Below are 21,757 nucleotides of genomic sequence, written 5' to 3' on the forward strand. Positions count from 1 at the left end.
ATAAAATTATTAAAATAATAGTAAAAATGCCGGAACTTCCAGAAGTAGAAACTTTAAAAAACTCCCTAGAAAGTAAATTAATAGGGCTTGTTATAAAGAAAGTGGAGTTTAAAAGAGATAACTTGCGTTATAAATTATCTGCTGATTTAGCTGACCAAATCACAAATACAAATATAGTAAATGTAAGGCGTCGTGCTAAATATTTAATAATCGACTTTGATAATAATCATTCTTTGATAATTCATTTAGGTATGAGCGGTAGGTTTACTTTGCAACAAAATAATTATGAAGTCAAAAAACATGATCATGTAGTTTTGAACTTAAGTAATAATGAAAAACTGATTTTTAACGATACTAGAAGATTTGGGATGATTTATAGCTTGCATACTGAGCTTTTGGAAAAAGATTTTTTTGTTAATCTAGCATTAGAGCCTTTATCTGATTCATTTGAGCTTCAATATTTAAAGAGTAAGCTGGTGAATAAAAAAGTACCAATAAAAAATTTACTCATGGATAATAGAATTGTCGTTGGGGTTGGCAATATTTATGCTTCTGAAAGTCTTCATTTAGCTAAAATTCATCCTGATAAATTAGGTAAAGATTTAAATGATAATGAGATAAAGAATTTAATCGCAGCAGTTAAGAATGTTCTATCTAAAGCTATAATTGCTGGCGGAACTACTCTTAAAGATTTTGTTAATGGTGATAATAAACCAGGTTATTTTACTCAACAACTTATGGTTTATGCAAGAGGGGGGCAAGAGTGCCTAGGCTGCTCTAGTAGCATAATTAAGACAAAACACTCAGGAAGAAGCACTTTTTATTGCAAAATCTGTCAAAAAACTTGACTTATTATTCAAAACTTACGCTATGTTTGGTTCTAAATAACGCGAGTTTCGAATTAATATAGCATAGGATTTAGCATATCAAGAGAGATGTAATAGAAGGTTTATTATCAGACATTTGATAATTTATCAGTGCTGCAACCATATGCACAAAGGCATTTGTAACTGATCTATGCCTTGAATGCTCAAACTTCCCCAATAGTTTAATTTTACTAAACACAGATTCTATTAATGCTCTTTTAAGCAATAATATTTTATCCAACATAGACATAAGTTTATTTTTCATATTTTTCTTTACCCTAGTTACCATAAAAATTCCTTGCTCTAAAAGTTGTTGAAATAATTGTTGTGAAATATAACCACGATCTCCGAATACTTTACCAAAAAGATTTTTGATCATCAGTTCCAGCTGTTTTCTATCATCCTTATTGCCAGGGCTAAAAGATGCTTTAACTATACCACCGGCTCTATTAATTATTAGATGTAGTTTAAGTCCATAGAACCAACCTTTTGTTGTCTTACTGCGTGCTGCTATGCCGGCGAACACTTTATTCATTGAAATACGGTATCTCTTACATACCTCTATACTACTTGAATCTACAAAAGAAAGGCCATCACACTGATCCAAAATAGAATTAAATATCAGTACTAATAGTGGTAAATGTGGACCTATTATTTTTATAAATTGACTATAGCTTACTAATTGAAAATCTCTTTGATGATAAATCCATATTTGCTTCAGATAATAATTCTTAAAACAATCATAAGATGACTGCCAGTAGCCTATTATAATTGTTATTACCTCACTTCTGTTAAGTCGACTTTTAGGACCAGATTTGTTGTTATGGTTAGTAATTGAATTTGTATGCTTGTCTAATTCTTGAAAAAAATCATCGACGTAACAAAATATTTCTGTAAAATCCATTATCATAGGTTATTGCTCTTAAAGTTTTTTCAATAACCTATAAACTTTTTTCTTATACTATAAATACCATATTTTAATTAGCAATTTGTATTTTGTACTCACTTTATAACAAAAACAGTATTATCAATATCCCCGTAACCCACTGTTTATCAGCTATACAGCGACTTTTTGAATACGAAACTCGCGTTAATTATGTAAAAAATCAAGGTTCAGGCAAACCTTCTTATAAAGCATTTCAACAAAAACAGTTAAAACTTTTTGGATAGATACCTCGTAGCTCTGCTGCAAGGAGTATCATTCACTAGAATTTAGGTAATTTGTAAATTTAGAAAATAATGTTTTGAAGTTATTAGTAGTAACATTTGCTACTTCTTTGGAGGTGATATTTTTAAGTTCGGCGACTTTCTCGGCAACATATCTAACAAAAGCCAGTTCGTTTTGTTTGCCACGCATAGGGGTAGGGGCTAGATAAGGTGCATCGGTTTCAATCAGTAACCTGTCAAGTGGCACATATTTGACTATTTCCTGTAAATCTGTTGCACTTTTAAAAGTTATAATACCTGACATTGAAATATATAAACCGATATCTAGCATTTTTTCCGCTAGCTTTTTTGAGGAAGTAAAGCAATGTATTAACCCAGGAAATTTATTATTACGCATTTCCGAGGTTAAAATATCTATAGTGTCATTGTCTGCTTCTCTTGTATGAACAATAAGCGGTAACTTTGTTGTAGCAGCGGCTTCTATATGATGTAATAAGGAATCTTTTTGTAGTTTTTTATCATAAGGCTCGTGATAGTAATCAAGTCCAGTTTCACCTATTCCAATGATTTTGGGGTGATTAGTAAGTTCTATAATTGTGGCAGCGTCATTGCGAGGAAAGGCGAAGCCTTGACGTGGCAATCTCATTACAAAACTTACGCTATGAGTGGAAGAGTGATAAATTATTGTAAGAATAATTAAACATGTCAAAGAGGAACAGATTGCAAGCAATACCAATTAATAGAACAGATTACTGTCAATTTTTAACAATTAGCCAAAAGAATTATAGTTTAACCTACTACGCTGAACATGCCAAGAAATGTAGCCATGATGTTATTAATAGATTTTTAGAAAATGAAAAATATACTCCTTCTTTGTTATGGGAACACATTAAGAATGATGTTATCTTTTCATCTAACGGATATACAATATTTGATGATACGGTGTTAAACAAAAGGAACACAAAGAAAATAGAGGTTGCTAGATCGCAGTATAGTGGAGCTACAGGTGGAGTTACTACCGGTATAGGAGTAGTGAGTCTTGTATATTATAACCCCGATATTGATAAGTTTTGGGTAATAGATTATCGCATTTTTTCACCTGATCATGATGGAGCGACGAAACTAGATCACCTACTAAAGATGTTCAATAATGCTGTTTATAGTAAAAAGATTCCTTTTCAAACTGTACTTTTTGACACATGGTATGCTACACACAAAATTATGCAACATGTTGACTCCTTGGGCAAATATTATTATGCCCCTATTAAAGCCAATAGAAATGTTAGTAAAACGTGTGATTACGAGCCTTATAAAGCTGTTAGCAAGTTGACGTTTTCAGATGAAGAAATTAAGAATGGAATGGAGATTCATATAAAAGGATTTGCCAAAAATAAGCATGTTAATTTGTTTAAATTTACTGTTTCTACCAACAGAGTTGATTATGTTGTTACCAATAACAAAACTCAAAAATCTTCTAAAGCTGCACAAGATGAGTTTGGCTTGCGATGGGTAATTGAGAGCATGCATAGAAAAATTAAGCAACTGACTGGTATAGAACGTTGCCAATGCAGAAAACAGCGTATCCAACGTAATCACATTAGTTGTGCATTTCTAGTTTGGGCTTTTCTCAAAAGAACTGCAAATAAAATAGGTAAAACGGTCTACCAAATAAAGTTAGGGCTTTTAGATGACTATATGCAACAACAGCTTCGTTCTCCATCTTTACGATATTTAGAACCAAACATAGCGTAAGTTTTGATTAAAATTTCCTGAGATTGCTTCAGCACTTGTAGTGCTTCGCAATGACTATTCACCTCACAAGGATGTACACCGACAGATGCAAAAACATTTTCATATTTTTCAGCTATTTCTAAAATAACCGGTAAGTCATCAAGTTTAGTGCAAATAGTTTGTAGGTACTGCACATTATTTTCTATAGCTTGTTTGATTATGTTGTCTATTTCTACATCTTTTAGTAAATTAAGGTGGCAATGTGAATCTATTAGCATATGTGTTTTTAATAAGTGAAAGATAGGTATATGTCATTCCCGCGTAGGTATTGTTGCGTGGATCACCTCCAAACTTGTCACCACGGGAGGCATTGTTGCGTGATTCCGATGTCATTCTTAGCTAAAAGCAGGAATCTAGTATAAAGCAAAATAACCTACGTTTTTAATTTTAAAAATTTGCTGTATTTATGCTTTTTTTCCTGGATTCCTGCTTTTAGCTAAGAATGACATATAGGACATTTTCCGATCCACGCAAGCAAGCCTTACGCGAGGATGACATCGATGATTTTTGGAAATACTATAACCGGTTCTAAAATATTGCTATCTGGTGTCAAAGCAAACTTAACTGATAAATGCTTAAATAAACGCTCTTCCTTGTTTACCCCTAGCTGATCAAGCATTTTACTGGCGGAGCTTGGCATAAAAGGTTGAAGCATTATAGCGATATAACGCAGAGTTTCTAGCAGAGCATATAATACCTCTAGCATTTTCTCGGGATCGGTTTTTTTCAAATTCCAAGGAGCTTCGCTATCAATATAAATATTTGCTTCTTCGGCTAAATTAATAATATTATCAAGAATCTTGTTAATTTCGGGTTTTTCCATCAATAAAATATTTTGCTCAGCAAATTTAATCGCTGTTTTTAAGAGTGGTAATTCGTACATTTTATTGATTGCATCTTGCATGATTGCCGGTACTTTGCCATCATTATTTTTATAAACAAAAGAAGTAGTACGTTGCAATAAATTACCAATCTTATTCGATAGTTCGCTATTAATACGGGTAATTAAATTACTGCGAGAAAAATTACCATCCGCTCCAAATGTTACCTCACGCATTAAAAAATATCTAACCTGATCAATGCCAAATTCTTCTATCAGCTTAATCGGATCAATAGTATTTCCAAGTGATTTAGAAATTTTTTGCCCCTCATTAGTCCACCAACCATGTGCCATAATCGTTTTAGGCAGCGAAATTTCAGCAGCCATTAAGAAAGCTGGCCAATAAACTGCATGGAAACGTAGAATATCTTTGCCGACTACCTGTAAATTTGCTGGCCAAAACTTGCCATAATTGCTATTTTGATCAGGATAGCCAAGGGCTGAGATATAATTAGCAAGTGCATCAAGCCAAACATAAATCACATGCTTATCGTCATTTGGGACTTTGATACCCCAGTTAAAAGTGGTGCGTGACACTGATAAATCTTTTAGACCTGACTTAACAAAGCTAATGACCTCGTTACGTCTTGATATAGGTCTGATAAAATCAGGGTTTGCTTCGTAAAACTCAAGCAATTTATCTTGCCATTTTGAGAGGTTAAAGAAATAGCTAGGCTCTTTAACCCATTCTACAGGTGCACCGGTTGGTGCTAATTTATCTGGTGTTAGCTCGGATTCATCATAAAAAGCTTCATCACGTACAGCATACCATCCCTCATAAAAACCCTCATAAATAGAGCCGTTATCTAGTAATTTTTGCCAAAATATAGCTACTGCTTCTTTATGTCTTTCTTCTGTTGTTCTGATAAAATCATCATTTGAAATATGCATAGCAGTCATAAGATGACGGAAGCTTTGGGACGTCTGATCAGTAAATTTTTGCGGATCGATATTTTTATTGATAGCCGCTTTTTCTACTTTCTGCCCATGTTCATCAGTACCTGTTAAAAACATGACTTCATGACCTCTAAGACGCATAAAGCGAGCGATTACGTCACTTGCAACGCTAGTATAAGCATGCCCAATATGCGGGACATCATTAACATAATATATGGGAGTGGTAATATAGTAGGTATTATTCATATTAAATTTAAGTGTTTTTTTATTAATTCGTGTACTTGTTCAGGATCAAGATCAGAAGCCTTAATTGTTACTATCCTCTCAGGAAATTTTTTACTTAACTCCTTGAAGCAATCATAAATTTTATTGTAAAAATCTAGCCCCCTTACGTCAAATTTATTGCTCATATTCCGTGAATTTAACCGCTCAATTGCAATAGAAGATTCTACATCAATAAAAAAGGTAATGTCTGGCATAAGAGGCGGCATTAAATCTTTGTGCAGATTATATACGAGTTCTATACCGTTTTCTAGCTCTAATCCTTGATAGCAGGCTGTTGAGTCAATAAACCGGTCGCATATTACTATATTTCCTGCCTGCAAAGCAGGTATAATTTTTTTTACCATATGGTCATAACGTGCTGCCATAGCTTGCAAAAGTTCAGACATCGGCAGTAAATCGGTATGTACTAGGATCTCACGCATCTTTTCTGCTACGTTAGTTCCACCAACTTCACGGGTCAGAATTACGGGAATATTTTGAGATTTTAGATATTCGTATAATATTTGGCATTGGGTGGATTTGCCAATTCCTTCCCCCCCTTCAAAAGTGATAAATGTTCCTTGTTTCAATTTGCTCATTAATTGCAATTATTTTTAACTATAACTTTCTAATAATATCTTTTAAAAAAATATTTACAAGGATTGTATATCGCTAATAAATGAAGAGTAGATAGAATAGATCTCTTCGGAAGCTTTGTTTCTAGAGGTAGTTTATATATCGAGTATCTGCTTTTTTCAAGGTAGAAAAATTACACTCCTAAAGTTTTTTTGTCTTTAGTTTGCTCTTGCTCTACAGATTGAGTATGGGATTTGGCACGAGGGATTGCCAGATCAACTATATGTTCATAACGTGCTCCATTTTCAAGTAAAACACGACCGCATTTATTCACTAAAGTTATATCGTCTTTAGTAAATTTATTGAGAATAGTCTCTGTAATATCATAAAGAAATTTCCAAGATAATTCTATTCGTTCTTGTAAGGTGAGTTTTTTATTATCCTGATTTTTGTTATTAAGAGCAAAAGTTTCCTCAGAATTATTTTCTCCAGAAGCCGTAATATTTTTTTTACGTGCTGCTGTTTTATATATTAAGTATAGTACTAATACTACTAAACATCCTATAGCAATTAAAATATGAGTATTAAGCACTTTTTGACCTGCCTTGTGTTTGATTTAAGTTTTGTGATTTGGAAAGCACTGTAACTATTGCCTTACCTACTTTAACTAACTCTGCTACCTCAGGAGCTAATTTAGCTATTGCTAAAATCGGCTTAGGTATTAGGTTAGTTGTTATTATCCCGCTTATAACGCTTTCTAATTTTTGTCCCCCTGGTATTAGTCCTGCTATTTTTTCACATCTCTTGCAATTTTGGTAGCTGCTTCTGCTGCTTTAAATAAAGAAGTTATTTTATCAGCAAAAGAAGTTTCAGGATTTGCTGCTTTTAGTAATTCTGTTTTTGTGCTATTCAATCTATCATTAATAGTATTTTTGATAGAATGTAGTTTGTCAGTTTTCATCTCTTCAGGAGGTGCTTTTTCAATTTTGGTATGGCTTTGTTAGCTTCTATCACATAATCTAACGAGGATTGATTATTAGGGTTTTTTGCTACCTCAGTAATTTTCTTAATAGGTTCGTTGGATATTTCTGAAATTTCGGCAACTTGTTCAGCTTTTTTATAAACATCCTTAAGGTTTTTATTATCCTTTATTTCTTGCCTCATATTTTTAATATCGTTATGCCATTTTGTTATTTTTGGCAATAGTTTTTCATGATCGATAAGATTATTGACTTTTTCAAGTATACCGCTTGCTTTTATAAATGTTGAAAGAATAGGTAGTTGAGTTGCAATTACAGCAACTAATATATTCTCCAACGATGTTATAATTTTCTTAGAAGCACCAGGATAAACTTCATCTAATTCTTTTTGAAATTCTAGAATCTGCTTTAAAACACTTAAGCATTTTTCTACGATAATTCCATCAAATAAAAATATATCTTTTGTCTTTAGCTGGTCTTGATAAGTTTTATCTAAAGCTTTTGATAATTCACTAAGAGATGTTTTTACTGTTTTGTCAAAAAGTTTTTCTATCTTCTCCAAATCTAAATTTTCAGTTTGTGCTAATTCTTTTAAGGAGCTTTTTAAAATAATAAGAATATTAGCTTCTAAGTCTTTTGTATTAGTTTTTAAAGAACCAGAAAAACTATTTAGTCTTTTTAAAAGGTTTAATAACTCTGTTTCTTGTTCTTTACTTAAACCAACAAACTGAGAAAAATCTATTAGAGTTTTAGGCATATATGTTATTTATTATCAATTGTTAATTAATTGTAACGCTTTGTGTAGAAAAATGAAATATAAAATAGTTATCATTGCCCTTAGGATTAATTTTTGTTATATTACGTGCTAACATTGTTACATAATGTTATATTATCTAACTCAAGAATAGCTATATTCTTGAAAGATTAAACTAATCTTACTACCATATTACCAACTCATTTAAAAAATTTATGCGTAAGTTAACTATATTTATTTTCTCATTATTACTAACTTCTCCTGCTATTGCAATAGATTTGCAAGAAGCTTTAACAGAAGGGTACAAAAATAACAATGATTTGAAGACTGCAAGAGTTAAATTTGTTAATGCTATTGAGCAATTTCCCCAAGCTTTTTCAGGATTTATGCCTAGTGCGAGTTTGCAAGTTAACAGGCAAAACAACAAGACTAAATATACTAATAAAAGATTTGCTCAATTAGCTGGTAACCCACCGGAAATAGACAATAATCAAGGAACATTAACAATTCAACAATCTTTATTTAATGGTGGTTCAGATGTTGCTGCTCTTAAATCTGCACAAGCAGCTTTTAGAGCATCACGTGGTCAATATTATTCTAGTGAGCAAAAAGTGTTATTAGACTTAATCACTGCTTATCTTGATTATTTTGAAAGTAAAGAGAAATATGATATTTCAGAAAGTAGAGTTCGTACTAATATTCAACAAGTAAATACTGTAGAAGAAAAATTAAGGCTTGGTGAAGCAACAGAAATAGATATAGCAACTGCAAGAGCAGGGCTTGCAGCAGCAGAGACGAATAAGCTAACCGCTTATGCTGATTTCCAAGCAAAAAAAGCAAATTTTATTAGAGTATTCGGTATAGAACCTACTGACATAGCTATGCCTATTTTACCTCAAGGATTACCAAATTCATTAGATGAACTAACAAAAAGAGCTGTTAATTTAAATCCTGATATTGATTCGGCAAGACATAGTGTAACTTCTGCAAAAGCACAAGAGTTAGTAGAAAAAGGAAAATTATTGCCGCAAGTAAATGTGCAGTTACAATCCGGTAGAACTAACTATAATCCACAAAATTTAGAAACTCCGCAGATAAATACCAAAAATGTTACTACTATCTTATCTGTTAATGTTCCTATTTATCCAAATGGAGGAGCTCAATATTCAAAAATTAGATCGGCTAAAAATCAAACAAGAAGTAGTGCAATACAGCTTGATGGTGCAATAAGACAAGTACAGGCTTATGTTATAAGTATATGGGAGGGTTTTGAAGCAGCAAAATCTCGTATTATTGCAGCAGATCAAGGAGTAGCGGCAGCTCAGATATCTTATGATGGTACAGTACAAGAGGAAATAGTAGGTTCTAAAACAATGTTAGACGTTTTAAGTGCTGAAGAAAAGCTCTATGATGCAAAAATAACACGTGTTGATGCTTATAAAGCTTCTATACTTAGTGCATATCAGATGAAATCATTAACTGGTGAGTTAACTGCTCAAAGTTTAAAACTTAAAGTAAAATATTTTAGTCCTGAAGAGGAATTTAAGACTATTAAAAAGAAAATGTTTATAGGTTTCTAAGTGGGTAAGGAAAGCAAGAAAAGCCAGGATATGTCGATAGAAGACATTCTAAAATCTGTTAAAGGAGTAATTAACGAGCGTAAAAATTTAAGCAATGAAGACGAAGATATACTTGAGTTAACAGAAATTATAGACCAAGATGAAGAAGAGCTAATATCGACTAAGTCTGCCGAAAAAGTAAATGATATTTTAAAAAATTTTACCTCAACTATTAAAGATAAAAATTTAGATAATAATGTTTCATCTAAAAATGCTCTTGAAGAATTAGTAATCGAAATGTTAAAGCCGGAGCTTAAAACATGGCTTGATAAAAACCTACCTTCGCTTGTAAAAGAATTAGTAGAGAGTGAAATAAAAAAATTAGTGCAGAATAGTAGGAAGTAGAGAGTGTTGGGTTAAGTGTCATTGCGAGGAGAAACATAGTTTCGACGCGGCAATCTTGTTAAACATCTTGAGATTGTTTCGTGTCAAAACTTACAGTTTTTCCTCGCAATGACGGGAAAATTGATCCACGCAAGGTCAAAGCTGCTACAAGATGATAAACTCAAATAACTATTTAATAGGGAAATATATGTTAAATAAATTATGCAGGATATTATTTTTTATAAGTCTATCCCTAGTCACGTTGCAAAGCTATGCTGCTGCACCACCGCCATTACCTATGCCATCACAAAATTCTGATATAAAAAGCAAAGATGAGCAGTCTACTTCTGACTCTGGATCATCTATGTCTTTTTTCGACAAGATTAAACAGTTTTTCCATAAATCACCAAAAAAAGCTCCATTGTCTAAACCGGAAGCACAACAAGATAAGTCACAAGAACCTAACAAAAATGACATCTCATTACCTAGTGCAAGCAATCAGAGCCATCAAGCTAATACGAATTTAGCTTCTCATGATGATACGAAAGATGTGGCATCTTCTAACGAGAAAGAAGCATCTGAGCCTTTTATAGACATGGGTAGTACAACATTATCTAGTGCAAGTAATCAGAGCCATCAAGCTAATACGAATTTAGCTTCTCATGATGATACGAAAGATGCAGTATCTTCTAGCGAGAAAGAAGCATCTGAACCTTTTATAGATATGGGTAGTGCAACATTACCTAGTGCAAGCAATCAGAACCATCAAACTAATACGAATTTAGCTTCACATAGTGATACGAATAGTGAAAAAGAAGCATCTGAGCCTTTTATAGATATGGGTAGTGCAACATTACCTAGTGCAAGCAATCAGAGCCATCAAGCTAATACGAATTTAGCTTCTCATGATGATACGAAAGATGTGGCATCTTCTAATAACAAAGAAGCAAATAGTACGCCTTTGCCTAATGCTGCAAATAATGAAGAAACACAGCCGGAGCTTAAAGTGGCTGGATCTCTTATATCTAATCCACCTCTTCGTCCAGGTAGTTATGTAGTACCACCTGCACCACGTACACAAGTATATCAACCTATTAGTCTACCGCCTACGCATCAATATATAAAGCTTACTCCTCCGCCAGAGGCGAATGAACAGCAGGATAATGTAACTGCACCGCCCCCTCCTCAAGTGGTAGCTCCTACACCAACAGTAATGCCAGCTACTCCTGTTCCTGTAGTTAATCAGCCTACGCCTACAGCAAATGATATAGTAACACCGCCAGTAACGACTCCTGCACCTGTACCGGCAACACCATCTACGCCTAATACGCCTGTACCTACAGTTAATCAACCGACAGCACCAACTGCACCTAGTAATACGCCTATACCGGCGGTACAGCCTGTAGTTCCGCCTGCAACAATACCAAATACAACCGATTCTTCACCCAAAACTGATAATTCGAAAGAAACATTTACTGCCGATGTAAATTCGCCAAAAAAGCAAGATTGGAATACTCCATTAAAGCCTGTTGAAGTGTTATCGGCAAATCAAAATCAAGGTCCTAATAATACTACTAACAATTCGCCTCCAGCTAATCAAAAGCAAATACAACAACAAAATACAAGTACTCCCGTAAGTTCTTCAAATGTAGTTGTTAAGAAGCAAGATAATATCGTTAATACAGAGCTAACGGAATCAGCAACGAAATTTGCTAAAGATGAAAGCCAAATGTTATTATTGCCTAATGATGATATTGTACTTGGTAAGTTAACCGAGCAGGCTACTTTAGATCAGATGGATATATATTCATATATTAAGCTATTCCAGAAAAAAGAAGAATGGATAGCAAATGCAGATAGAAGAAAGGCTGTAGAAAGTTTGGTTAAATATGACAACGACCTAAATAAGAAAAAAGATATTACCGCTACCTTATCTTATTGTAGTGCGATAGATAATTCTTTTAGAGCTATCGACAAAAATAACCTCTCAAAATTACGTGTTTTACTTGACGTTTACCCTATACTTCAAGAAAAAAATAATAAAGGTGATACATTACTTACCGCTGCCGTTTATAAGGATAACTACTATTTAGCAAAGTTTTTAGTAATACGCGGTATCGAAATTTCTACTTTAAACTCTGAATGTCAGTATCCTTTAGATATCGCCCTAGCACGTGGAAACACTAATATAGCTTGTATGCTGACTAAAGCTAAGGGTTACTAATTCTCGTCTTACATTATTATTAATTATATATTTTCTTCAAACCATAATTGCTTTTCTATACTAAATAGTTTAATTTAAAGAAGTATAAAAAATTCTTTTTTAATCGTAATTCTAACTTATGAGCGATCTATTTAGCTTCAACAAAGAAAAAAAATCTAAGATAGTTAACAATACATATAGTGCAAAAGATATTGAAGTATTAGAGGGGCTTGAACCTGTCCGTAAAAGACCTGGTATGTATATTGGTGGTACAGACTTAAATGCTATGCATCATTTAGTCTCTGAAGTACTTGATAATTCTATGGATGAGGCTGTCGCTGGTTTTGCAAGTATTATCACAATAAAAATGCATCAGGATCACAGTATAACCATATCGGATAATGGTCGTGGAATTCCTATTGATAATCATCCAAAATTCCCTAACAAATCAGCATTAGAAGTTATTTTAACTACGCTTCACTCTGGCGGTAAATTTTCAAGTAATGTTTATCAAACTGCTGGGGGATTGCATGGGGTTGGGGTATCAGTAGTTAACGCCTTAGCAGAGCATCTAGAAATTAAGGTATATAAGCAGGGGAAATTATATAAGCAAAGCTATGCAAAAGGTGAAAAATTAACTGAATTAATATGTGAAGAAGCACCTAAAAGGCTAAAAGGTACATCAATAAATTTCATCCCTGATCCAGAAATTTTTGGCGAAAAGCTACATTTTAATCCTAAAAAAGTTTATGAGCTGGCAAGATCGAAAGCTTATTTGTATCGAGGTGTTACTATAGAATGGGAGTGTGAAATTGAAGTATCTAGCGATGTACCTAAGAAAGCATTAATAAACTTCCCAAATGGTCTAAAAGATTATTTAAGCTCAAAGATAACCCCAGATGATTTAATTACACCGGAAATCTTTTCTGGGAATGTTGAATCGGAACAAGATGGCATAAAGCTTGAATGGGCAATTTGTTGGCAAAATAATGATAACTCAGCATTTATTCAATCTTATTGTAATACAGTCCCAACGCCTCTAGGTGGAACGCATGAACAAGGTCTTAAGTCTGCTTTACTACGTGGACTTAAAGCATATGGTGAAATGGTTGGGAATAAAAAAACTGCTAATTTAACTATTGAAGATATTTTAGAAACTGCAAGTGTTGTACTATCTATTTTTATAGCTGAGCCTACTTTTCAAGGACAAACTAAAGAAAAATTAGTATCTCAAGGTGTAAGCAAACCTACTGAAAATATTATAAAAGATCATTTTGACCATTTTCTTAGTAGTGACAAAACTATAGCTAATAACTTGCTTGAGCATTTCATAGCTATTGCTGAGTTTAGAGTAAATAGGAAAAATGAAAAAACTATTTCTCGTAAAAATGCTACGCAAAAATTACGTTTGCCTGGTAAGCTTGCTGACTGCACGAGAACTTCACCAGAAGGTACAGAATTGTTTATCGTAGAAGGTGATTCGGCAGGTGGTTCGGCTAAACAAGCACGTAATAGAGAAACGCAAGCAGTATTGCCGTTATGGGGAAAAGTTTTAAATGTCGCAAGCTCTACGCTTGAAAAGATAGTTAATAATCAAGTTATACAAGATTTAGAAATAGCTCTTGCTTGCGGTAGTTTGAAGAATTATAAAAAAGAAAACTTGCGTTATGAGAAAATAATTATTATGACTGACGCCGACGTTGATGGTGCTCACATAGCTTCATTATTAATGACTTTCTTCTTTTTAAGAATGCCAAAATTAGTAGAAGATGGACATTTATATTTAGCAAAACCACCACTTTATCGCTTAACGCAGTCTAATAAAACTTATTATGCAAATGATGAAGAGGAAAAAGCCAAGCTAACAGATAAATTATCCAAGAGTAGTAAAGCTAAGATTGAAGTTGGTAGATTTAAAGGACTCGGTGAAATGATGCCTATGCAGTTAAAAGAAACTACCATGCATCCAGAAAAAAGATCACTTCTAAAAGTTACTTTAGAAGATTTTCAGAATGTTGATAAAATAGTAGATGATTTAATGGGTAAAAAGCCGGAAAAAAGATTTCAATTTATTTATGAACAGGCTTTAGTTAAAATGGATAAGATTATTAACGAGCTGGATATTTAAAATAAGCATCATTGCGAGGAGCGAAACGACAAACCAATCTCACGAAGCAGCAGTAAAAGTTCCCTAAGATTGTTTTGTCGATGCGTCGCATCCCTTTGCAATGACGGGATGACACTAAAAACTAATAAACACATACGGAGTATTATGTATTTACGTTTAATTATAGCATTATTTTTTACTATAAATTTTGTTTCTGTATTTGCCGCTACTAAAGAAGAAACAAAAGAGCCTGAAAATAAAATAACAAACGAAGAAGCTTATAAGCAATTTCAAGAAGTATTTGAGCGTATTGAAAAGGATTATGTACAAATTCCTAACAAACAAAAAATGATAGATGAAGCAATTAACGGCATGTTAAATTCGCTTGATCCTCACTCAAGTTATTATACTGATGCAGATTTAGAAGATATCTTTACTTTTACTAAAGGTGAGTTTGGCGGAATCGGTGTTGAAATAATGTATGATAGCGGGGCCATAAAAATAATATCGCCTATTGATGATTTACCTGCTTTTAAAGCAGGTCTAAAAGGAGGGGATTACATAGTTGGAGTAAATGACGAGTTGGTATCTACACTTGGTCCTAACAAAGCTGTAAAGGAAATGCGGGGGACGCCTGGCACTAAAGTAAAATTATTAGTAATAAAAGAGGAAGAGTCAAAGCCGCAAGAAATAGAACTAGTTCGTGAGACAGTAAAAATAAAACCAATAAAAGCTCATTTAGAAAAAGGTAATATTGCGTATATACGTATAATTACTTTTAATGAATCAACAATTTCTGAATTAAAAACAGCAATAAAAAAATTAAAAACCGATAGTAAAGATGATATTAAAGGTATTATTCTTGATTTACGTAATAACGCAGGTGGTATTCTTGATCAAGCAATTGCTGTTAGTGATTATTTTATTGATTCTGGTATAATAGTAAGTACAAAAGGTAGAACTGCAACAAGTGAAAGTGAGACTAAAGCAAACAAGTTTTCACTAAAAGCTCCAAAAGTTCCTATGATAATTTTGATAAACGGTAATTCTGCTTCAGCATCGGAAATAGTAGCAGGAGCGTTGCAAGATCATAAAAGGGCGATAATACTTGGAACTAAATCTTTTGGTAAAGGTTCAGTGCAATCTTTAACTCAAATTAATCAAAGAGCCGCTGTAAAACTTACTATCGCTAGATATTATACACCAAGTGGTCGTTCTATCCAAGCGGAAGGTATAGAGCCTGATATTATAATTGAGCCGGCGAAAGTAGAATATCCAGAGGTTAAAAAAATAGATAAACGTTTTTCTGAAAGTTCTTTAAAAAATTATTTAAAGAATGATGTCGAAAAAGATAATTCATCTAAAAATAAAGATAGTAAAAAAGAAACAAAAGAGAAAAATAACAAACAAGAAGATAACGAATTATCTGAATTATACAAAAAAGATTACCAATTTGCTCGTGCTTATGATGTAATTACAGGGTTGATTATTAATAAGAATTTAGAGACAAAAGGTGAAGTTAAATAAGGGATACTTAAACCGCCATTGCAAGGAGCAAAGCGACGTGACAATCTTATGAAATAGTACAGGATTTTTGAGGTTGCTGCATCGATTCTATGAATATCCTCGCAATGAAGTGAGATATTACACTACTACAAAATGAAGAGTTGAGTAGATGAAGTTTTTTCGGAAAAGAGTAGGAGTTTTGAAGCTTTTAACCGCAGCGTATTTAACATAGGTGAGGATTAAAAGCAAAAAACAACGACGCCAATTTTTCAAATAAAACGAGTATACAGAAAAATAAGGTGATAATGAACCATAATAAATATATAGTCAGATTATCATTTGTTGTATTATTTCTTAATATTGTCATAAATATGATGTTCTATCGTTATTTTATGATAAAAGAGATGGTAGTAAAACAGGTAGCTTTACAAAATACTAAAATTGCTTGTCTTTATACTCATAATATTTGGAATCCTCATGAAAATGTAATCAATAAATTACATAAATTTGGCTATTTAAAATTATTACAAGATCAAGAATTTATTAATTTTGTTACTATTACTGCTGATTGGTTTACTAATCTTGATATTAACATATCTCTATATGATCTTAACGGTAATAAATTTATTACCAGTAATATGCTAAATATGTATAGTGTGGATAATTATCCAGATGACAGTTTAGTTAAAATATTCACCGCAAAAATTGATAAATATTTTTTTAGATCTTTTTCTGCAAAAGCACCTTTGTTAGGTGCTCTTGAAGGTATTACAAGTCATATATTATTTCCTAAAGTTATAATTCAGAATGAAAATGATTTAACAGAAAAAAAAGCCTCTTTTATTACTAGCTATATACCTATTATAGGTAGTGATTTAAATAATTTTCCAGTAGATGCAATACTTGAGATTAATACTGATATTACTAATCAATGGCAAAATATAATATCTCTTGAGCAAAAAGTTTTCATAACTTTTATTATTATTTTTATAATATTTTGTACTATAATTGTTAGTAATACTAATTATGCTAGGCATATTATCGAAGAGCAGTTAGTAACAAATAGAAATTTAAAAGCTGAAATAATAAAGGTAGAAAAGACTAGTTCCTCAAATACAAAATTCTTTGCCAATATTAGTCATGAGTTACGAACTCCTCTTAACGCTATAATAGGCTTTTCTGAAATTTTAATGTCAGAAAAAGATCCGGAAAAAAGTAGAAATTACATTAAAGATATTAATGATGCCGGTAAGCATCTACTTAGCATGATTAACGATATTTTGGATCTTTCTAAAGCTTCTGCCGATAAGCTAAAAGTAGATAGTATTGATCTCGATTTAAATAAATTAGTTAGCTCATCACTTATACTTGTTAAGCCTCGTGCTGATCAAGCTGGAGTAGAATTAGTTAATAAGTCACCGAAAGAGCATATTGTTATAAAGGCAGATCCAAAGAGACTTAAGCAAGTATTTTTAAATCTTTTATCAAATGCTGTAAAATTTATAAACGCCGGTGGGAGCGTTACTATTACAATAGAAAAAGATGAGCTAGCTAAATTAGTATATATAAAAGTTATAGATACTGGTATTGGTATTGAAGAAAAAGATATCCCAAAAACTTTGTCAACATTTGGGCAGATTGATAGTGAACTTAGCCGCAAATATGAAGGTACGGGGCTTGGGCTGCCGCTTACCAAAAAGTTAGTTGAGCTTATGAATGGTAAATTTGATCTGCAAAGTAAAATAAATGAAGGAACTACTATTACCCTGACTTTTGCTTATGACGGCAGCATCCAAATATAAAATATATCGCAGATATTTCAAGATTTGATAAGCCAAATTTCGGGATTCGCCTGTGCTCACGTACTATTGTATGCCTAGCTGCCTCACCACTTATTTGATTTTCAACTCTTGAAGTATCTGCGGTATATGATAGTTTATTATAAGATTTTTAAAAATATGTGGAATGTTGGAAAATTTTCAGTATTATAAGAAACATTATTGTAAAAATAAAAAAATAATATGAAGCTAGTTATTTTAATATTTACTCTTTTATTTTCATTATTAACGTTTGTAGAAAGTGGCACTATAAAGGGACAACCTTTAAAATATGCAGCAAGTAATGATTTTGAAAGTAGATTAGATGAGCAAGAGCAAGAAATTAGAAGATTAATTGGTAAAATTGAAGTTTTACAGCATAAAGTTGATATATTAAGTAAAAATTCTAATATTCCACAACTAAGCGAAAATGCTGAAGCCTCAGAAACAGAACATCAAAATATTCCTGATGTCTTTGACGTAAGCCTGCTTAAAGATATGCCTAATGATGTAGAGGAAGTAAAAATTGCTCCTGCACCTAATAAAGATGTTGCACCTGATAAACAAGCTTATGATTTAGCTCTTGCTTCTTACAAAGATAATAAGATTTATGATGCTAAAAATAAATTCAAAAACTTTATTCAAAAATATCCTAAAAGTGCAATGATTAGTAATGCTTATTTTTGGTATGGAGAATGCTTTTTTAAACAAAAAGATTATAACAATGCTGCTGTTAATTATTTAAAAGGTTATAAAGAGTCGCCAAAAGGAGCAAAATCCTCTGATGGTCTATTAAAGCTAGCACTTTCACTTGGTGAATTAAAGAAGACTACAGAAGCTTGCAATATGCTTGATAAGCTGAATAAGGAATTTCCAAGTAATAGAACAGCTGCATCTAAAAAAATGGCAGAAGATGCTAAGCTTAAATTTGGCTGTAAAAATAAATCAAATTAAATAATATGACCGATATTTTAGACGAAGTATTAAATGATCAAAACGAAGAAAAAAGGCTAATTTTTTTTAAAAGACTTTTACCTATAGTAATAATTATTGCCTTAATAGCTATTACTATAATGGTCATTAATAATAACAATAAAAATAAGCAAATTGAAAATAACCAAAAAAATGGTGATATTTTTGTTAAAGCAGTTAGTTTAGAAGCTGTGCAAGGTAATAAGGAGCTTGCTATTAGTACCTTAGAAAATTTAGTTAGCATTAGTGATACTAAGATAAAAGAGATTGCTTTACTGGAGCAAGTTGCTATAAAACTTTCAGGGCAACAAAATTCAGAGGTCAAAGATTTACTCAGTAAGATTATTGAAAATAAGGAATATTCAGAAATCGTTACTTCATATGCTCGTATTGCATGGTGTAGTCTTGTTATTGATGATGAAAAGCTAGATATTGCTGACAAAGAAAAATTAGTGAAATATTTAAATTATTTTGATAATGAAAATAAGTCTTTTTGGGCTACAGCAAATATTATGAAAGCTATTTGGGATATTAAGAGCAATATGTTGGCAGAAGCAGAAAAGAATTTAACAATTTTAGTAGCATCAAACAGCACTTCAGATTTAATAAAAGATCAGGCAAAAGCTTTGCTTGCAGGCTTAGATAGAGCTAAATAATAGAATTAAAGGAGAAATATGATCAAAAAAATAGTAAGTTTATTATTACCGCTCATTATTTTGAGTGCATGTAATGCACTTGGTCCAAAAAGAGTAAAAAATATAGTTGAATTAACTCCTAAATTATCTCTGCAATCTAATGAACCAATATATTTAGGAAACAGTGCAAACATATATGTATTTAATCCAAATATGTTAAAAAACAGACAATATAATTTTGTTAAAAATAAAACTATTACAGAGCCTGTTTTTGTAGGTGATATGATTTATGCATTAGATATTAGGTCAAATGTTTCAGCATTCTCTATAGAGAAAAATAAAATTATTTGGTCTTATAATTTAAGTCGAAATAAAAAAGATAATTATATTGGTGGTGGCATTCTACATTTTAACGATAAGTTATATGTAACATATGGCTCAAGAGTATTAGTAGTACTGGATGCAAAAACAGGTTATGAAATAATTAGAAAGCAGCTTCCTGATATTATCAGAACAAAACCGGTTATGCTAAATGATAGCACGGTTTTAGTCCAAACAATCAGCAATCAAACAACTGCTTTAAACGCTGAAACTTTAAAAAATATTTGGGAGCATGAAAGTTTAGCTGAAGTTCTATCAGCAAGCTATTTCATGACACCGATAGTACATAAAGATAGTGTAATAATAACTTATAATTCTGGACAAATACTTGCATTAAATACAAAAAATGGTGAAGTAAAATGGAATTTTGAATTTGCAAGTTTCGATCATGTAGCTATACCAAATTTTGAAGAAGCTAGTATTTTATGTGCTCCTATTTATGACAATAATAATTTATATATAGCAACAGGGCTTGGTAAGCTTATAAAATTAAATCTCGATACAGGAGCAGCTATTTGGCAAGTAAATGCTGAGGATATCCAATCAACATCCTTAATTGGTAATAGTTTATTTGTCACAAATAATGCAAGGCAGGTAGCTTCTTTTAATCCTGAAACAGGCTTAGTAAAATTTGTAGCTGATTTAAATGATGGAAAAGATTCCAAAAAACTAAAAGCTGCTACTTTCTTAGTACCTTTTATAGCAGAGAATAACGGCAGCCGCAGCTTAGATATTATTTCTATGAGTGGTGTTTTGTATAGCTTTGATTTAGATAATAATGATCACTTAAGTGCAGTGCCAAATATTACTAAAATCATTAATAATATCCATTATTATGGTTTAACTGTTAATAAAAAATTATATTTTTCTACTGATAGAAAAATAATATTCGGAAGTAAATAGTACTAAATATAACTTGACAAACTACTGGTATTAATGCTATTAAATATGGCTTTAGATCTTTATTCAAAAATTTTAATTAAAAAGATATTGTTGTGAAAACTTATTCTGCAAAACCATCGGAAATTGAAAAAAAATGGTGGGTTATAGACGCAAAAAATGTTGTACTTGGGAGACTCGCAAGTAGAGTTGCTAATATGCTTCGTGGTAAACATAAACCTAGTTTTACTCCTCATATGGATTGTGGTGATAATATAATCATAATCAATGCAGAGCATGTAACATTAACCGGTAAAAAAGCAAATCCTAAAGACGGAAAGATATATTATAGACATACCGGATTTCCAGGCGGTATTAAGGATACTACTGCAGGTAAAATCTTAAGTGGTAAACACCCAGAGCGAGTCATTAAAATGGCAGTTAAAAGAATGATTACAAGAAATGCTTTAGGTGCTAAGCAAATGAGCAATCTATATATTTATGCAAATAGTGAACATCCGCACGCAGGGCAGCAGCCTGTAGTTTATGATTTTGCAAGCCAAAATCCAAAAAATAAGAAGTAATCAACTATGACAACGTTAAAGATTAAAACAGACAAAGTAGAAAAGTCGCTAAATAAGGAAGCTTTAATTGCTGACAAACAAACAGTCAAAACTCCTAAAGAGAAAATGGATAATTCAGGTAGATTCTATGCTACTGGTAAAAGAAAAAACGCTATAGCACGAGTTTGGCTTAAACCAGGAAAAGGGCAAGTAATTGTTAATAAAAAAAGTTTAGATCAATATTTTGCTTCTGAAACGCAAGTCAAAACTATATTGCAACCTTTTACTTTAACGAAAACTAATAATCAGTATGATATAGTTTGTACAGTTAGAGGCGGTGGTATTTCAGGACAGAAAGGTGCTATATTGCATGGTATATCTAAAGCACTAGCACAGTCAGCTCCAGACTTTCATGCTGTTTTACGTAAAGGTGGCTTCTTAACACGTGATTCTAGAGTAGTAGAGCGTAAGAAATACGGGCAACATAAAGCACGTAAGAAAACACAGTTCTCTAAACGTTAATTTGTTATTTGATTGTCATTCCCGCGTAAGCGGGAATCCAGTATTTGTCATACT

Annotated in this window: 20 protein-coding genes and 3 pseudogenes; 14 read left to right on the plus strand and 9 right to left on the minus strand. The window is 32.3% G+C overall.

Going from position 1 to position 21,757, the window contains the following annotated elements; translation table 11 throughout:
• Window positions 1–26 precede the first annotated feature (26 nt).
• On the plus strand, window positions 27–848 hold the full coding sequence (gene mutM / locus ACOAL3_RS03070; RefSeq protein WP_419235358.1) for a bifunctional DNA-formamidopyrimidine glycosylase/DNA-(apurinic or apyrimidinic site) lyase: 822 nt from the start codon (window positions 27–29) through the stop codon (window positions 846–848).
• A 70-nt stretch (window positions 849–918) separates the two neighbouring features.
• Here mutM and ACOAL3_RS03075 read toward each other — a convergent pair whose 3' ends face one another.
• Entirely contained in the window at window positions 919–1,776 is an 858-nt protein-coding gene (locus ACOAL3_RS03075) for an IS982 family transposase (RefSeq protein WP_419234519.1), read from the minus strand.
• A gap of 86 nt (window positions 1,777–1,862) precedes the next feature.
• Between ACOAL3_RS03075 and ACOAL3_RS03080 the strand changes: the two genes are divergently transcribed.
• Window positions 1,863–2,036 carry a hypothetical protein gene (locus tag ACOAL3_RS03080; RefSeq protein ID WP_419234679.1) on the plus strand — a complete coding sequence of 58 codons (174 nt, stop codon included), beginning with the start codon at window positions 1,863–1,865 and terminating at the stop codon, window positions 2,034–2,036.
• 28 nt (window positions 2,037–2,064) lie between these two features.
• Here ACOAL3_RS03080 and ACOAL3_RS03085 read toward each other — a convergent pair.
• Window positions 2,065–2,676 (minus strand): annotated as a pseudogene (locus ACOAL3_RS03085) (TatD family hydrolase); the annotation flags it as partial.
• 77 nt (window positions 2,677–2,753) lie between these two features.
• Between ACOAL3_RS03085 and ACOAL3_RS03090 the strand changes: the two are divergent.
• Window positions 2,754–3,785, plus strand: coding sequence for an IS701 family transposase (locus ACOAL3_RS03090; protein ID WP_473198140.1), 1,032 nt, complete (start codon window positions 2,754–2,756; stop codon window positions 3,783–3,785).
• Window positions 3,786–3,799: 14 nt separating this feature from the next.
• Here the strand turns inward: ACOAL3_RS03090 and ACOAL3_RS03095 are convergent.
• From ACOAL3_RS03095 to ACOAL3_RS03120, 6 genes and pseudogenes are all read right to left on the minus strand, one after another.
• Window positions 3,800–4,042: pseudogene (locus ACOAL3_RS03095) on the minus strand (TatD family hydrolase); the annotation flags it as partial.
• Between the two features lie 263 nt (window positions 4,043–4,305).
• Window positions 4,306–5,847, minus strand: coding sequence for a methionine--tRNA ligase (gene metG, locus ACOAL3_RS03100; RefSeq protein WP_419235359.1), 1,542 nt, complete (start codon window positions 5,845–5,847; stop codon window positions 4,306–4,308).
• Complete coding sequence (gene tmk, locus ACOAL3_RS03105; protein WP_419235360.1) at window positions 5,844–6,464, minus strand: dTMP kinase; 621 nt, start codon at window positions 6,462–6,464, stop codon at window positions 5,844–5,846. Before tmk ends, metG begins: the two co-directional genes overlap by 4 nt.
• 170 nt (window positions 6,465–6,634) lie before the next feature.
• Window positions 6,635–7,033 carry a DUF2660 domain-containing protein gene (locus ACOAL3_RS03110; protein ID WP_419235361.1) on the minus strand — a complete coding sequence of 133 codons (399 nt, stop codon included), beginning with the start codon at window positions 7,031–7,033 and terminating at the stop codon, window positions 6,635–6,637.
• A gap of 195 nt (window positions 7,034–7,228) precedes the next feature.
• Window positions 7,229–7,402, minus strand: coding sequence for a hypothetical protein (locus ACOAL3_RS03115; protein WP_419235362.1), 174 nt, complete (start codon window positions 7,400–7,402; stop codon window positions 7,229–7,231).
• A complete protein-coding gene (locus ACOAL3_RS03120) occupies window positions 7,399–8,178 on the minus strand; it encodes a hypothetical protein (RefSeq protein ID WP_419235363.1) in 780 nt (259 codons plus the stop codon). Before ACOAL3_RS03120 ends, ACOAL3_RS03115 begins: the two co-directional genes overlap by 4 nt.
• 212 nt (window positions 8,179–8,390) lie before the next feature.
• Between ACOAL3_RS03120 and ACOAL3_RS03125 the strand changes: the two genes are divergently transcribed.
• The 6 genes from ACOAL3_RS03125 to ACOAL3_RS03150 all read left to right on the plus strand — a co-directional run bounded on the left by ACOAL3_RS03125 (window position 8,391) and on the right by ACOAL3_RS03150 (window position 17,736).
• Window positions 8,391–9,755 carry a TolC family protein gene (locus tag ACOAL3_RS03125; RefSeq protein ID WP_419235364.1) on the plus strand — a complete coding sequence of 455 codons (1,365 nt, stop codon included), beginning with the start codon at window positions 8,391–8,393 and terminating at the stop codon, window positions 9,753–9,755.
• A complete protein-coding gene (locus ACOAL3_RS03130; RefSeq protein WP_395477153.1) occupies window positions 9,756–10,139 on the plus strand; it encodes a DUF2497 domain-containing protein in 384 nt (127 codons plus the stop codon).
• A gap of 187 nt (window positions 10,140–10,326) precedes the next feature.
• Window positions 10,327–12,342 carry an ankyrin repeat domain-containing protein gene (locus ACOAL3_RS03135; protein ID WP_419235365.1) on the plus strand — a complete coding sequence of 672 codons (2,016 nt, stop codon included), beginning with the start codon at window positions 10,327–10,329 and terminating at the stop codon, window positions 12,340–12,342.
• 118 nt (window positions 12,343–12,460) lie between these two features.
• Complete coding sequence (parE, locus tag ACOAL3_RS03140) at window positions 12,461–14,449, plus strand: DNA topoisomerase IV subunit B (RefSeq protein WP_419235366.1); 1,989 nt, start codon at window positions 12,461–12,463, stop codon at window positions 14,447–14,449.
• A 144-nt stretch (window positions 14,450–14,593) separates the two neighbouring features.
• Window positions 14,594–15,955 (plus strand): S41 family peptidase, encoded by a 1,362-nt coding sequence (locus tag ACOAL3_RS03145; RefSeq protein WP_395477156.1) that lies wholly within the window; start codon window positions 14,594–14,596, stop codon window positions 15,953–15,955.
• A 284-nt stretch (window positions 15,956–16,239) separates the two neighbouring features.
• Window positions 16,240–17,736 (plus strand): sensor histidine kinase, encoded by a 1,497-nt coding sequence (locus tag ACOAL3_RS03150; protein ID WP_419235367.1) that lies wholly within the window; start codon window positions 16,240–16,242, stop codon window positions 17,734–17,736.
• A gap of 4 nt (window positions 17,737–17,740) precedes the next feature.
• Here the strand turns inward: ACOAL3_RS03150 and ACOAL3_RS03155 are convergent.
• Window positions 17,741–17,863 (minus strand): annotated as a pseudogene (locus ACOAL3_RS03155) (palindromic element RPE5 domain-containing protein); the annotation flags it as partial.
• A 92-nt stretch (window positions 17,864–17,955) separates the two neighbouring features.
• Here ACOAL3_RS03155 and ybgF point away from each other — a divergent pair.
• The 5 genes from ybgF to rpsI all read left to right on the plus strand — a co-directional run bounded on the left by ybgF (window position 17,956) and on the right by rpsI (window position 21,703).
• Complete coding sequence (gene ybgF / locus ACOAL3_RS03160) at window positions 17,956–18,705, plus strand: tol-pal system protein YbgF (RefSeq protein WP_419235368.1); 750 nt, start codon at window positions 17,956–17,958, stop codon at window positions 18,703–18,705.
• 5 nt (window positions 18,706–18,710) lie between these two features.
• Complete coding sequence (locus ACOAL3_RS03165; RefSeq protein WP_419235369.1) at window positions 18,711–19,379, plus strand: DUF2659 family protein; 669 nt, start codon at window positions 18,711–18,713, stop codon at window positions 19,377–19,379.
• 18 nt (window positions 19,380–19,397) lie between these two features.
• Entirely contained in the window at window positions 19,398–20,642 is a 1,245-nt protein-coding gene (locus ACOAL3_RS03170; protein WP_419235370.1) for an outer membrane protein assembly factor BamB family protein, read from the plus strand.
• Window positions 20,643–20,734: 92 nt separating this feature from the next.
• A complete protein-coding gene (rplM, locus tag ACOAL3_RS03175) occupies window positions 20,735–21,202 on the plus strand; it encodes a 50S ribosomal protein L13 (RefSeq protein ID WP_011476918.1) in 468 nt (155 codons plus the stop codon).
• Between the two features lie 6 nt (window positions 21,203–21,208).
• Window positions 21,209–21,703 carry a 30S ribosomal protein S9 gene (gene rpsI / locus ACOAL3_RS03180; RefSeq protein ID WP_341792160.1) on the plus strand — a complete coding sequence of 165 codons (495 nt, stop codon included), beginning with the start codon at window positions 21,209–21,211 and terminating at the stop codon, window positions 21,701–21,703.
• The last annotated feature ends 54 nt before the right edge of the window (window positions 21,704–21,757 follow it).

It is taken from the genome of Rickettsia endosymbiont of Nabis limbatus (genome assembly GCF_965196655.1).
Lineage (GTDB): Bacteria > Pseudomonadota > Alphaproteobacteria > Rickettsiales > Rickettsiaceae > Rickettsia.